This is a genomic window from Propioniciclava sp. LT294, assembly GCF_059516005.1.
This window is the reverse complement of sequence record NZ_JCAKNG010000004.1, coordinates 55,899-69,106: the sequence shown is the minus strand read 5'-3', so window position 1 is coordinate 69,106 and position 13,208 is coordinate 55,899. Positions and strand designations below refer to the sequence as shown.

General features: G+C 71.9%; 14 protein-coding genes. 11 read left to right on the top strand and 3 right to left on the bottom strand.

What is annotated here, in order from left to right; all coding sequences use genetic code 11:
- The first annotated feature begins 15 nt into the window (after positions 1 to 15).
- From alr to AC5YDA_RS06725, 4 genes are all read left to right on the top strand, one after another.
- Positions 16 to 1,149, top strand: a complete 1,134-nt coding sequence (gene alr, locus AC5YDA_RS06740) for an alanine racemase (protein WP_496189808.1) — start codon at positions 16 to 18, stop codon at positions 1,147 to 1,149.
- Between the two features lie 108 nt (positions 1,150 to 1,257).
- Complete coding sequence (locus AC5YDA_RS06735; RefSeq protein ID WP_496189807.1) at positions 1,258 to 1,764, top strand: hypothetical protein; 507 nt, start codon at positions 1,258 to 1,260, stop codon at positions 1,762 to 1,764.
- Between the two features lie 37 nt (positions 1,765 to 1,801).
- Positions 1,802 to 2,116 carry an ArsR/SmtB family transcription factor gene (locus AC5YDA_RS06730; RefSeq protein ID WP_496189806.1) on the top strand — a complete coding sequence of 105 codons (315 nt, stop codon included), beginning with the start codon at positions 1,802 to 1,804 and terminating at the stop codon, positions 2,114 to 2,116.
- Positions 2,116 to 2,727: a flavin reductase family protein gene (locus AC5YDA_RS06725; RefSeq protein WP_496189805.1), complete on the top strand. Its 612-nt coding sequence runs from the start codon at positions 2,116 to 2,118 to the stop codon at positions 2,725 to 2,727. Before AC5YDA_RS06730 ends, AC5YDA_RS06725 begins: the two co-directional genes overlap by 1 nt.
- Here the strand turns inward: AC5YDA_RS06725 and AC5YDA_RS06720 are convergent.
- The gene (locus tag AC5YDA_RS06720) at positions 2,724 to 3,419 is read right to left on the bottom strand and encodes a hypothetical protein (RefSeq protein WP_496189804.1); all 696 of its coding nucleotides are present in this window, start codon (positions 3,417 to 3,419) and stop codon (positions 2,724 to 2,726) included. The genes AC5YDA_RS06725 and AC5YDA_RS06720 overlap by 4 nt on opposite strands.
- A gap of 91 nt (positions 3,420 to 3,510) precedes the next feature.
- Here AC5YDA_RS06720 and aat point away from each other — a divergent pair, with 91 nt between their 5' ends.
- Complete coding sequence (gene aat, locus AC5YDA_RS06715; protein ID WP_496189803.1) at positions 3,511 to 4,191, top strand: leucyl/phenylalanyl-tRNA--protein transferase; 681 nt, start codon at positions 3,511 to 3,513, stop codon at positions 4,189 to 4,191.
- A gap of 11 nt (positions 4,192 to 4,202) precedes the next feature.
- On the opposite strand, the gene AC5YDA_RS06710 is transcribed toward aat, so the two are convergent.
- Complete coding sequence (locus tag AC5YDA_RS06710; protein WP_496189802.1) at positions 4,203 to 4,793, bottom strand: DUF1707 SHOCT-like domain-containing protein; 591 nt, start codon at positions 4,791 to 4,793, stop codon at positions 4,203 to 4,205.
- A 70-nt stretch (positions 4,794 to 4,863) separates the two neighbouring features.
- On the opposite strand from AC5YDA_RS06710, the gene AC5YDA_RS06705 reads away from it, so the two are divergent.
- The 3 genes from AC5YDA_RS06705 to pheA all read left to right on the top strand — a co-directional run bounded on the left by AC5YDA_RS06705 (position 4,864) and on the right by pheA (position 8,511).
- Complete coding sequence (locus AC5YDA_RS06705) at positions 4,864 to 5,754, top strand: Fpg/Nei family DNA glycosylase (protein ID WP_496189801.1); 891 nt, start codon at positions 4,864 to 4,866, stop codon at positions 5,752 to 5,754.
- Between the two features lie 126 nt (positions 5,755 to 5,880).
- A complete protein-coding gene (gene mptB / locus AC5YDA_RS06700) occupies positions 5,881 to 7,545 on the top strand; it encodes a polyprenol phosphomannose-dependent alpha 1,6 mannosyltransferase MptB (RefSeq protein ID WP_496189800.1) in 1,665 nt (554 codons plus the stop codon).
- A gap of 27 nt (positions 7,546 to 7,572) precedes the next feature.
- The gene (gene pheA, locus AC5YDA_RS06695; RefSeq protein WP_496189799.1) at positions 7,573 to 8,511 is read left to right on the top strand and encodes a prephenate dehydratase; all 939 of its coding nucleotides are present in this window, start codon (positions 7,573 to 7,575) and stop codon (positions 8,509 to 8,511) included.
- Here the strand turns inward: pheA and AC5YDA_RS06690 are convergent.
- The gene (locus tag AC5YDA_RS06690; RefSeq protein ID WP_496189798.1) at positions 8,508 to 10,052 is read right to left on the bottom strand and encodes a bifunctional phosphatase PAP2/diacylglycerol kinase family protein; all 1,545 of its coding nucleotides are present in this window, start codon (positions 10,050 to 10,052) and stop codon (positions 8,508 to 8,510) included. The two genes, pheA and AC5YDA_RS06690, sit on opposite strands and share 4 nt — an antisense overlap.
- Positions 10,053 to 10,158: 106 nt before the next feature.
- Here AC5YDA_RS06690 and serS point away from each other — a divergent pair, with 106 nt between their 5' ends.
- Genes serS through AC5YDA_RS06675 form a run of 3 tightly spaced genes read left to right on the top strand, consistent with a single transcriptional unit; the run spans position 10,159 to position 13,183 of the window.
- The gene (gene serS / locus AC5YDA_RS06685; RefSeq protein WP_496189797.1) at positions 10,159 to 11,433 is read left to right on the top strand and encodes a serine--tRNA ligase; all 1,275 of its coding nucleotides are present in this window, start codon (positions 10,159 to 10,161) and stop codon (positions 11,431 to 11,433) included.
- A complete protein-coding gene (locus AC5YDA_RS06680; RefSeq protein WP_496192912.1) occupies positions 11,430 to 12,371 on the top strand; it encodes an aminoglycoside phosphotransferase family protein in 942 nt (313 codons plus the stop codon). Before serS ends, AC5YDA_RS06680 begins: the two co-directional genes overlap by 4 nt.
- Before the next feature lie 29 nt (positions 12,372 to 12,400).
- The gene (locus AC5YDA_RS06675) at positions 12,401 to 13,183 is read left to right on the top strand and encodes an HAD family hydrolase (RefSeq protein ID WP_496189795.1); all 783 of its coding nucleotides are present in this window, start codon (positions 12,401 to 12,403) and stop codon (positions 13,181 to 13,183) included.
- Positions 13,184 to 13,208 lie beyond the last annotated feature (25 nt).

Genomic DNA, 13,208 nt, shown 5'->3' with positions numbered 1-13,208 from the left:
CCACCGGCCGCGACAATGGACACCGTGCTCAACGCGACGACGGCCACGACCCGGCTGGACCACATCCGCGCCAACCTCGACGCCATCCGCGCCCGGGTGGGGGAGCGGCTCATCCTGCTCGCGGTGAAGGCCGACGCCTATGGACACGGGGCGATCGAGGTGTCCCGGATGGCCGAGCGGGCCGGTGCCGCGGACTGGCTCGGGGTGGCCACCACCGACGAGGCCGTCGCGATCCGGGACGCCGGCGTCCGGTTGCCGGTGCTCAAGCTGAGCCACGCCCTGTCGGACGCCGAGGTCGCGGCCTGCGTCGAGCGCGACGTGGACCTCACCGTGGTGTCCGCGGCGACCATCGACCAAGTGGCGCGCATCGCGTCCGGGGCGGGACGCACGGCGTCCGTGCACCTCAAGGTGGACACCGGCATGCGGCGCATCGGGTGCGAGCCCGCCGACGCCCCGGCGCTGGCGCAACGGGCGGACGCCGCGGGCCTGCGCCTGCGCGGGCTGTTCAGCCACCTGCCCGTGGCGGACACGGAGGCGGGCCGTGGGTTCACGCAGGCGCAGGTCGAGCGGTTCCGCGGGGTCGTGGACGCCGTGGCCGCGGCCCGCGGGCCCGTCGAGATCGCCCACCTGGCCAACTCGGGCGGTGTGTTGATGCACCCCCAGTCGTGGTTCGACATGGTCCGGCCGGGCATCATGGCGTACGGCTCCCTGCCCGACCCGGACACCGATCCCACCGTGCCGCTGCTGCCCGGTCTCGAGTGGGCCACACGGGTCTCGTTCGTGAAGACCGTGGCCGCGGGGGAGACCGTCGGCTATGGCCGAACCTGGACGGCGCCACGCGACACGACCATCGGGACGATCCCGGTCGGCTACGGGGACGGCTACTCGCGTCTGCTGTCGAACCGGGGGAGGGTCCTGGTCGGCGGACGCTCGTGCCCGGTGGTGGGCCGCGTCTGCATGGACCAGTCGATGGTCGACCTCGGTCCGGACGCCGACGTGGCGGTCGGCGACGAGGTGGTGCTGGTCGGACGCCGGGCAGGACACCTGATCGCGGTCCAGGAACTCGCCGACGTCATGGGCACGATCCCCTACGAGGTGACGTGCCTGATCGCGGCGCGAGTCGCCCGCCGGGTGGTCGCCGAAGCATGAGCCGGGGGGAGTGTTCTCCCCTGTCAGGGCGCTACTGGGCGGCGTAGGATGGGCGCGCCGGGTGCCCGGCAGCGCCGGACACCGCGGTTCCCCGAGGAGGTGGGAACGATGTCGACCCTGGTGAGGTCCAAGCTCAGCGCAGTCGCCCTGGCGGTCGGTGTTCTCGCGGTGGTGATGCTCATCGGCACCTTCTTCGTCCGGCCCATCGAGATCCGGGCATGGGTCTTCACGGCTGCTTTCGGGGTCGCCCTGGTCGCCATCGCCCTGGCCGCCGGTGACAACCTGCACCTGCGGCACGAGCGGGTCGCGCTCCTGCCCACCACGAAGATGGGCTGGTGGGCGGTGGGGCTGATCCTCGCGGCGTTCGCCCTGCTCGTGGGGGTGTCGATCGCCCTGGGCGCGCTCCGGAGCGCCGGCCCGGGCGGACCCGATGCGCTGCCGGTGCCCCTGTTCGCGATCACCGGACCCGCGTTCCTGGCGATGGTCGCCGGCGGGGTCGTGGGGTTGGTCGCGTGGTTCACCGGGAAGGAGCGGTCGTGGCTCGTGCTCGGGACCGTCCTGCCCGCGCTGTTCGCGCTCTACTTCGTGGTGGGCGAGTTCACGTTCCCGCACTGAGTTTGCGCGGCGTTCGACGGACATCTAACGTTGATGCATGTCGAATGACCTGGAGCAGCAGGTGCGCCTGTTGAAGACCATCGCGGACGCGACGCGCCTGCGCATCCTGGGCCTGCTCGCGGACCGGCCCCACAGTGGCCGCGAGCTGGCGGACGCCCTGGGCCTGACCGCGCCCACGGTGAGCCACCACATGCAGCGACTCACCGAGGTCGGCGTGGCGACGGCGACCCCGGACGCCACGAGACGGATCTACGCGCTCAACGAGGCGTTGCTCCGTTCGGTGGCGCAGGAGGTGCCGTCCGGCGAGGCCGCGTGGCTGGGGGCGCTCATCCGTGGGGCGGTCAAGGCCTGATGGGCACCTACACGTACCGGCCGATGGACGGCCACGGGCTTCCCCACGACCCCTTCAACGCCATCGTCGCACCGCGTCCCATCGGCTGGATCGGCACGCTCTCGGCCGACGGACGCCGCAACCTCGCGCCGTACTCGTTCTTCAACGCGCTCAACTACACGCCGCCGCTGGTCGGCTTCTCCAGCACCGCGTGGAAGCACACGGCTCGGAACTGCGCCGACACGGGCGAGTTCACCTGGAACCTCGTCTCGGCCGGCCTGCTCGACGCCATGAACGCCTCGTCGACCCCGGCCGACGTCGACGAGTTCGAGCGCGCCGGACTGGCGGCCGCGGCGTCCGACCTGATCTCGGCGCCGCGGGTGGCGGACGCCAAGGTGACGTTCGAGTGCCGGGTGAGCCAACAGATCGACCTCACGGGGGCGGACGGTCGGCCCACCGGCGCGGTGCTCACCATCGGGGAGGTCGTGGTGGTGCACATCGACGACAGCCTGCTGGTGGACGGCATCTTCGACACGGTGGGTGCGGAGCCGATGCTCCGCGCCGGCGGTCCGACGGCTTACTTCGGCGTCCACCCGGCCACGCGGCGGGACCTGCGGCGTCCGGTCGACTAGGCGTGCTGCGGCGCGTCGCCACGGGTGAGGCGCCGGCGGCTCACGAAGACCTCGCGGGCGTAGGAGCCGATCTCGATCGTCGAGAGGCCGTCCATGGTGGCGCCGACGCCGCCGCCCAGCAGCGGGATCCGCCGCGCGAACAGCAGCGACGCACGGCGTCCGCCGATGCGGGCGACGAGTTCCCCGAGCACCTTCTCGCTGATGAGCTTGTCGAGCGAGTCGTCGAAGACGGGGGCGGTCGCGATGGCCAGCGCGGTGGTCGGCAGGGCGCCGTCGTCGATGAGCCGCTGGGTACCGTCCCGCCCCAGGAGGCACAGCGTCATGGCCGAGCGGACCTGGCGGGAGTCGATGTCGTAGCCGCGCAGGTGGGCGATCGACGCGATGAGACGGATCTGGACCACCGCCAGCCCGGCGATGTTGGCGGGAAGGGTGACGGCGAGGGTGGGGAGTCCGCCGAGGCTGGTCAGGAAGCCCTGGGCGCCGGCCAGGCCCACGTGGGTCAGGACGAGGGATTCGAGCGCGTCCTCGACCGAGTCGCGCTTGACGAGGTGTTTCGCGGCCGCGGCCTTCGCCCCGGGCAGGGTGGAGGTGCCGTTGACCGCCGTTTCCAGCAGGGTGCGCAGCAGGTTTCCGCCGACCTCGGGGGCACGGGCGACCGGGTTCTTGCTGATGTCGCGCGACTCGGGTGCCATGCGTTCAGGGTAGGTCGCTGGAGCCGTTCGCCCCAGCGGGGGCTCCCCGGTCCTCCCCTGACGGTGGGCGGCGCGTGCCAGACTGCACCGCATGGTGTTGTCGACTGTGTTCGGGCCGGAGTCGTCCTGGCCGGATCAGGACCTCGTCGCCATGTCCTTGGAGTTCGACGCCGACCTGGTGCTCGCGGCGTACAGGTCGGGTGTGTTCCCCATGCCGCTCCTCGACTTCGCGGACTCGGACGGGATGGGGTGGTGGTCACCGGTCCATCGCGGCATCCTGCCGCTGGACGACGTGCGGGTCACCCGATCGCTGCGGAAGTCCGCCAAGAAGTACCGGGTGACGTTCGACCGTGCGTTCGACGAGGTGCTGAGCCAGTGCGCCCATCCGCGACGTGAGTCCGGGTGGATCTCGCCGGCGATCGTCGAGGTCTTCACCGAACTCCATCGGGAGAGCATCGTGCACTCCGTCGAGGCCTGGACGCCCGCCGGCGACCTCGCCGGGGGCCTCTACGGCGTCTCCGTCGGAGGTCTGTTCGCGGGCGAGTCCATGTTCCACGACCCGGCGATCGGACGTGATGCGTCCAAGGTGGCGCTGCTCGGCCTGGTGGAGAAGCTGGACGACGGGGTCGAGGGACGCCTGCTCGACGTGCAGTGGGTCACCGACCACCTGGCGACGTTGGGCGCGGTGGCGATCGACCGCACGGATTACCTCCGGTTGCTCGGCGAGGCGCTGGAGTTGCCGGCTCCGGACTGGCGCGGCATGTCGGAGTGAGCGCGGAGCGCTCAGCGGTCGCGCTTGTCGAGCCTCACCGTGTGGCCGCCCAGCACGATCTTGCCGCGCAGCACCAAGGTGCCGTTCGAGCCGTCCCCCTGCGCCGACCGGCGGATGCTGATGCGGCCGGCGACCGCCTCGGTCTCCTCGACCACGCGGACGCCCCGCGGCACATGGAGGTGGTGGCCCCCCAAGATGGCCGGCAACTCGAGGGTGAGGACGATGCCGGGGCCCAGCGCGTCCCGGAGGTAGATGTCGTCGCCCCCCAGGAAGGCGAAGTTGCGGAGCCCCGCCCCCGGCGCGAGGTCGATCCGCCGTCCCGTGAGGATCGTGGAGGTCCACGGGGCCGTCGCGCCGGAGGGCCCGCGGCGACGGCGGCGTCCGAGGTTCCACCGTGAGTCGAGGTCGCGGCCCTCCGGCACGTCGGCCACGAGCTCCGGGAGCTGGTCGATGAAGCGCGCCGAGAGGGCGGTCTCCTGGCGGACGGCCAGGTCGTCGAGGTCGAGGCGTCCGGCGGCGTACGCCTCGTGCAGGACGGCGAGCACGGCATCGCGATCCGCGTCGCTGGCGCGGAGTCGCCGGTGGCGCTCGATCTCGGGCATGGCCCGATTCTATGACGGACGCCCCACCACCCCCTGCCGGGTCCTCGCGCGCCCCGCTTAGCATGGGCCCATGCCCGAACTGCCCGAGGTGGAGGGCCTCCGCGCCTTCCTGGCCGCGAACCTGGTCGGACGCACCGTCGTCCGGGCCGACCTGGCTGCCATCTCGGCGTTGAAGACCTTCGCGATCCCGCTCGGCGCGCTCCATGGCCTGGAGGTCACCGGCGTCGAGCGGCGCGGCAAGTTCCTCGCGATCGACGTGGACGGCACCTGGCTCGCCTTCCATCTGGCGCGGGCGGGCTGGCTGACGTGGCACGACCCGGTCCCGGCCACGCCTGTGCGTCCGGGCAAGGGGCCGCTCGCGCTGCGGGTGGCGTTCGAGGCCGAGCCGGGTGAGCCCGGCGCGACCCGCACGGTCGGCTTCAGCCTCACCGAGGCCGGCACGCAGAAGCACCTCGCGGTGTACGTCGTCGCCGACCTCGCCGAGGTGCCGGGGATCGGCCGGCTGGGCCCCGACCCCCTCGCCGAGGGTTTCACCCGTGACGACCTCGCCGCCATCCTCGCCGAGCACGGTCGCACACAGGTCAAAGGTCTGCTGCGGGACCAGTCCGTCCTCGCGGGCATCGGCAACGCGTACTCCGACGAGATCCTCCAGGCCGCCCGGCTGAGCCCCTTCAAGCTCGCCGGCAGCCTGACCGATGCCGAGGTGGACGCGCTCTTCAGGGCCGTCCGCACCGACCTCGGAGCAGCCATCGCCCGCGCGGTGGGGGAGAGGCCGGTCGCCCTCAAGGACGGCAAGCGCACCACCATGCGGGTCCACGGCAGGAAGGGTGAACCGTGCCCCGCGTGCGGCACCCCGATCGCCGAGGTCAGCTTCGCCGACTCGTTCCTCAACTACTGCCCCGGCTGCCAGACCGGCGGCAAGCTGCTTGCCGACCGCAGGATGTCCAAGCTGCTCAAGTGAGCCCCGCGCGGGAGCCCGGACGGACCCGGCGTGGCCGAATCGTGACCGGCAACCGGTCGCAACCCCGTTCGGGGGAGGGCGCGCGTTCACAGTAGCCTTGGGCCTACCCGACCTCTGGAGGCACCCATGAGCGCGATCGTCGAAGCGTGGTACGGCTTCCTCGATCGTCCGTGGACCAAGAACGGGCGCCTCGGGTTCTGGCTCATCATCGCGAGTTGTCTGACGACCATCGTCATCGCCGCCCTGGGCCCGTCCAGCGTCACCCTCAACGTGGGCCCGGCCGAGGGCAGCCTGCTGCCGCCGTGGTTCGTCCCCGTCGAGGTGGGCCGGCAGGTCGGCCTGCCGCTGTCGGAGTGGGTGGTCGTCCCGGTCCTGTGGGTCGGCATCACCGTCGGCGCCATCGGGCTGTTGATCGCCTGGCGCGCGGTGACGGCGGGCTGGCGCCCGAGCATCCACCGCATGTTCCGCCTCGGCGTCGCCCTCAACGTGGCCACCGCGGCCGTCCCGCCGCTGACCAGCGCGGACGTGCTCATGTACGCCGCGTACGGACGCCTCCAGCACCAGGGCCGCGACCCGTACAGCATCACGCCGGCGGAGATCTTCCGGCAGACGTACGATCCCGTCCTCGTCTGGACCGAACGCCCTTGGCAGGACACCCCGTCCGTGTACGGCCCCATCGCGTCCTTCACGCAGTGGCTCGCCAACGTCCTGGGCGGCGACTCCATGCACGACGTGGTGTTCTGGTTGCAGCTCATCCACGTGACGGCGTTCCTCGTCGTGTGCGCGGTCATGATCAAGCTCGCCCACGGCGACGCGGCCCTGCAGACGCGCTCGGTGCTCTTCACGATCCTGAACCCGCTGCTCATCTGGGCGGTCGTCGCCGGCGGTCACAACGAGGCGCTCACGCTCGTCTTCGCCATCGTCGCCCTGTGGTTCATGCGCCGCAGCGCGTTCGTCACGGGCATCTTCATCGGCCTCGCCGGCTCGGTGAAGGTGTCGCTGGTGTTCTATGGCCTCGCCATGGTCTGGGGCTACCGTCACGACTGGCGCAAGGTGCTGCAGTTGGGCATCGGCGCGATGCTCCCGATCGGGGTGCTCTACGGGGTGTTCGCGCCCCACGCCCTGTTCGCCGCCGCCCGGAACACCGGCTACGTCTCCGGTGGCTCCTGGGCTCCCTGGGTCGACTCAGCGCTCGGCTGGATCCTGCCCGCGCACATGGCGCGTTCCCTCACCGGCACCCTCGGGTGGGTCGGCATGATCCTCATCGCCTGGATGCTGTCGCGCGTCCTGCCATGGCGGGCCGTCCCCGGCGCGAAGCTGCCGGCCGAGCGTGATCCGCTGACGATCACCGTCCGCACCGCCGTCGCCCTCTGCACGGCGTGGCTCGTCACCTCGCCGTACACGCTGGCCTGGTACGACCTCATCGTGTGGGCACCGCTCGCCCTGCTCCACCGGACACGCCTCGACTGGCTGATGGCCCTGCGTGGCACGGCCCTCTCGGTGGCCTACGTCACCGGACGGACGGTCGGGTTCTCCGACTTCATGGTCGGCGTCGTCTCCTTCGGGATCCGTGACGTCGTGAGCTCGGCCGTCCAGTGGTTCGTGCTGGGCGCCCTCGTCCACTGGTGGTGGTCGACCAACCGCACGTGGCCCACGTGGTCCTTCGTGAAGCAGGGCGCCTCCCAGCTGTTGTTCAGTGCCCTGCGCGCCGAGAAGGTGGCGGCGGTGGCGTCCGATCGGCCGGTGGTGCGGCGGTGGCGGCGTCCGGGAGGCAGGCAACCCCGCCCCTGAGCGGCGGTCGACCCTAGACTCGGCCGGGTGATCGGATACTTCGGACCTGCCGGAACCTTCACCCACCAGGCGCTCCTCACGATCTCGGACGAACAGGCGCAGCCGTACGCCACCGTTCCGGGTGTGCTGGATGCCGTGCGTGCCGGCGAGGTGGAGGCCGCGTTCGTCCCGATCGAGAACTCCGTCGAGGGCGGCGTCACCGCGACCCTCGACAACCTGGCCCAGGGCGAGGTGCCCCTCGTGATCGTCCGCGAGGTGCTGCTGCCGGTGTCGTTCGTGCTCGCGGTGCGGCCGGGCCACCCGCTCGCGGACGTCCGGCGGATCATCACCCACCCGCACGCCCACGCCCAGACCCGCGACTGGGTGCGCAAGACCCTGCCCGACGCCGTCGTGACCGAGGGCGGCTCGACCGCCGCGGCCGCCGCGGAGGTCGCCGACCCGGACTCGAGGTACGACGGCGCCATCTGTGCCCGCGTCGCGGCCGACCTGTACGGCCTCGACTGCGTCGCCACCGACATCGCCGACAACCCGGACGCCGTCACCCGCTTCGTCCTCGTTCGTCGGCACGGGGAGATCCCCGCGCCGACGGGTGCCGACAAGACCACGCTCGTCGCCTGGATGCACGCCGACCACGCGGGGGCGCTGCTCGAGATCCTCCAGCAGTTCGCGATGCGGGGTGTGAACCTGACCCGCATCGAGAGCCGTCCGACCAAGAAGGCGTTCGGCGAGTACTGCTTCTCGATCGACGCCGAGGGCCACATCGGTGAGCCCCGCCTGCGCGGCACGCTGAAGGGCCTGCACCGGGTCTGCCGGGAGGTGACGTTCCTCGGGTCGTACCCGCGGGCGGACGCGGTGCGTCCGAAGATCGCGCGCGGCTTCACCGACGCCGAGTACCAGGCCGCCGAGGAGTGGATGGACGCGTTGCTCGGGCGCGCCCCCCGCACCCGGGGCCAGGGGTCGAGCTAGGGCACCATCACCAGCACGGCGCGCGGCAGCACGGAGAACTCCAGGCGCCGGCACGTGCCGATCGTGTCGCCGTCGACCTGGTAGGCCACGGGTTCGTCCGTCTCGATGACCATCGTGCGGACCTGGGCGCGCTCGACGCCGGGGTGGTCGGTCAGGCGGGTGAGCACGCGCCCGGCGATGGCGCCCCAGTCCGTCGGGCGCTCGGGCGAGGCCAGCAGGACGTCGACGAGCCCGTCGTCGGGGAGGGCGTCCGGGGCGAGCCAGATCTGTCCCTGCACGCTGCCCACGTTGGCGGCCAGGACGAGCGCCGGCGTCCGCTCGACGGGAGCGCCGCCGTCGAGCGTGACCAGGGCCCGGAACGGCGGCGAGTTCAGGTTGGTGAGCGCGGCGGCTGCGTAGGCCGCCGGCCCCACGACCTTCTTCAGGTCGGAGTTGGTCTCGCTCATGATGCGGGCGTCGATGCCCATGCCGGCCATGACCAGGGAGAAGTCCTCGTCCTCGCCGTCCGCCCGTAGGCGGACGATGTCGACGGGCTGCGCGCGGCCGTCGAAGGCGACGTCGAGGGCGTCGGCGAGGTCCAGGGGGACGCCGAGGTTGCGGGCCAGCAGGTTGCCCGTGCCGACGGGCAGGATGCCGATGGGGATGCCGGTCTCGGCCAGGACGGAACTGACCGTCCGGACCGTCCCGTCGCCACCCCCCACCAGGACGAGGTCGACCCTGCGCTTGCGGGCCACCCGTGCCACACGCCTCCCGGCGTCGTCGATGTCGGTCTCGAGCCAGAGCGGCGGCTCCCAGCCGCGCTCGGCGCACTCGCCCTCCACCTGCCTGCGGAGCACGAGGAAGTCCGGCACCTTGGTCGGGTTGTACACGACGGCGGCCCGACGGGTCCCCTCGCGCACGCGGCGCACGGCGCCGAACCGGACCACGCTCACCCCGGCCAGGGCGAGCGCCAGCGCGGCCACGAAGCCGCCGAAGAACCCGCCCGCGATGAGGTCGGAGAACCAGTGGGCGCGCAGCAGCCACCGGTCGGTCAGCACCACCCACCACAGAAGGAGCAGCACCGACGCCACGAACACCACGGTGGAGCGCCGCCGCCGGGTCACGACCATCGAGGCGACGATCATGATCACCAACACCGTCACCGCGGTCAGGTGGCCGCTCGGGTAGGACCACCCCTCAGCGGTGATGAGCGCCGCGGCCGTGGGCGGTCCCGGGCGGTGCACCAGCACCTTCGCCAGTTGGCTGCCGCCCCACGCCAGCGGGATGCTCAGACCGATCGCCCAGGCCAGGTTGTGGAGGTGCCGACGCGCCGCCCACAGGGTGAGGACGGCCAGCCCGCAGTAGGACACGACGGGTGTGGTGACCACGGCGATGGCGGCGAGCACCTGACCGGCGGGGGAGGCGGGGTCGACCCCGGGGGTGTTCGCAGCGGCATCGGGCCTCGCGAACACGCCGGTGGACAGGGCGAGCCAGGTCCACAGGGCGAACGCCGCGGCCAGCACCGCCGCTGCGACGTGCGCGAGCCCCCAGCGAGTCCTCACCCGTCCAGTCTTGCACGGCCCCGGACCGCGCAGGCCCGCACGAGGGGAGGGGGACGGCGCTGTGCGGGCCGGGGGTCACGGCCCGGCCCACGGCTAGGATGCTGCCGTGATCGACCCGAAGATTCTGCGCACCGACCCCGACCGTGTCCGCCGCAGCCAGGCTGCCCGCGGTGAGTCCGTCGAGCTCGTCGACCAACTGGTCGCGGCCGACGAGCGCCGCCGCTCCCTGATGGCGACGTCCGAGTCGGCCCGGGCCGAGCAGAAGGCGTTGTCGGCGCAGATCCCGAAAGCCGGTCCCGAGGAGAGGCAGGCCCTCCTGGCCCGCACCAAGGAGCTCGCGGCGTCCGTCAAGGAGGCGCAGGCGCAGACCGAGGCCGCGAACGCGACCTTCGACGAGCTGATGATGCAGCTGGGGAACATCGTCATCGACGGCGTGCCCGAGGGCGGCGAGGACGACCTCTTCGTCCTGGAGACGTGGGGCACCCCGCGCGACTTCGCGGCCGAGGGCTTCACCCCGCGCGATCACCTGGAAATCGGCGAGATGCTCGACGGCATCGACATGGAGCGTGGGGCGAAGGTGTCCGGCTCGCGGTTCTACTTCCTCAAGGGCCAGGTCGCCCAACTGGAGTTCGCCCTGCTGCAGCACGCGATGACGATGGCCTCCTCCTGGGGCTTCATCCCGATGATCGTGCCCTCGCTGGTGCGCCCCGAGGCGATGGCGGGCACGGGCTTCCTGGGCCAGGCCGCCGAGGACGTCTACCACCTCGAGAAGGACGACCTGTACCTGGTCGGTACCTCCGAAGTCGCGCTGGCCGCCTACCACTCCGACGAGATCCTGCCCGCCGAGACCCTGCCGCGGCACTACGTCGGCTGGTCGAGCTGCTACCGCCGTGAGGCGGGCGCGTACGGCAAGGACACCCGCGGCATCTTCCGCGTGCACTGGTTCGACAAGGCCGAGTTGTTCGTCTACTGCGACCCTGCCGATGCCGAGGCGGAGCACCAGCGGCTGCTCGGCTACGAGAAGGCGTTCATCGAGTCGCTGGAGATCCCCTACCAGGTGCTGGACGTCGCCTCGGGTGACCTCGGCTCGTCAGCGGCGCGCAAGTTCGACTGCTACGCGTGGCTGCCGACCCAGGAGCGCTACCGGGAGATCACGTCGACCTCGAACTGCACGGAGTTCCAGGCCCGCCGCCTCAACACCCGCATGCGCGACGCGGACGGCACCAAGCCCCTGGCCACGTTGAACGGCACGCTGTGCGCCATGACCCGGACGATCATCATGATCCTGGAGAACCACCAGCAGGCGGACGGCTCGGTGCGCATCCCCCAGGCACTGCGCCCGCACTTCGGTGGCAAGGAGTTCCTCACCCCGGTGGCGTGAGTCGGTCCCCGGTGAACTGGGAGATTCCGGCGTCGGTCGCGATGCAGCACGCACGCAGCGAGGCGTGGCTGGCGTGGTTCGAACGCCTGCCCGCCGTCGTCGAGGACGTCGCCCGCCGGTGGCACCTCACGCCCGACGGCGCCCCGGTGTCGGGCTACACCGCGGTCGTCTGGCCGGTGCGGGACGCGGACGGTGTCCGTCGGGCCTGCAAGTTCTCCTTCGTCGAGGAGGACAACGCCGGTGAGATCCCGACCCTCCAGCTGTGGCGGGGGAACGGCGCGGTGGAGCTCCTGCGGGCGGACCCACGCCGGGGCGTCCACCTCATGGAGTGGCTGGGTGACTCCCTCGAGGACCACCCGGACGCCGACGAGGCGACCCGCATCGTGGCCGGGCTGTACCCGCGCCTGCACCGCCGCGCCGCGCCGCAGCTGCCGGACGGGCACGCGGTCGTCCGCACGTGGCTGGGTGAGCTGGCCGGGCTGGGGCGAGTGGTCCCCGGCCCGCCGCGGTTCGTCGAGTGGGCGCTGCGTGCCGGGCGTGAGCTGACCGCGGGGCCGGGCACCCACGTGGTGCACGGCGACCTGCACTTCCACAACGTGTTCGACCGGGATGGTGCGTGGGTGGCCATCGATCCCAAGGGCTTCAACGCCGACCCCTGCTTCGAGCCCGCCCCGCTGCTCTTCAACCGCTGGGACGACCTCGCCGCGATGGGGGACGTCGGCGATGCCCTGCGCGAACGGTTCTACGCGATCGTCGACACCGCTGAACTCGACGAGCGCCGTGCCCGCGACTGGGTGGTCGTCCGCTGCATGCTGAACCTGGGCTGGGCCGCCGCCCCGGGTGCCCCCGCCGGCGGCGGTCTCGACGATCCCCACGAGTGGATCACCCGCAACGTCACCGTCGTGAAGGCGATGCAGGGTCTCGAGCCGGCGCCGTGACCGGGGGCGGACGCCTAGGCTTGCCCGACGTGAGCTGGAAGCCTGAACTCGTGGCCCTCGACATCGACGGCACCCTGGTCGACGAGTCGAACATCGTCCTCCCCGAGGTCCGGGCGGCGGTCGGGCGCGTGGTGGACGCAGGCGTCCCCGTGCTCCTGTCGACGGGTCGGTCCTGGGCGTCCGCCCGGACGGTGGTCGACCAACTGCCGCTGGAGCACGTCGAGCACGTGTGCTCGAACGGTGCGGTGACGGTGCGGTACCCACCGTTCGAGGTGGTCGACGTCCTCACGTTCGACCCGCGACCCGTGGTCGAGCGCATCCTGGACGAGCACCCGGCCGCGCTGCTGGCGGTCGAGGTGGTCGGACGCGGTTACCGGGTCTCGGACGAGTTCCCCACCGGGGAACTGCACGGCGAGATCGAGGTCGTCGACATCGCCGAGCTGGCCGGTCAGGACGTCACGCGCGTCATCGTCCGCGACCCGAACGCGTCCGAGCACCAGTTCATCCAGCTGGCCGAGCGCCTCGGCCTGGAGGGTGTCTCCTACGCCATCGGCTACACCGCCTGGCTGGACATCGCGCCCGAGGGCGTCGACAAGGCGCACGGACTGGCCCGCGTGTGCGGCCGCATGGGTGTCGACCCCCGTGGCGTGCTCGCGGTGGGGGACGGCCGCAACGACGTCGAGATGGTCCAGTGGGCCGGCCGTGGCGTCGCCATCGGCGGCGCTCCCGCCGAGCTGCTCGCCGTGGCGGACGCGGTGACCGGCACCTTCCAACAAGGCGGTTTGGTCACGGAACTGGCGCGTTGGTTCTGACCGGGGCCCACGTGGGGCAGGGTGG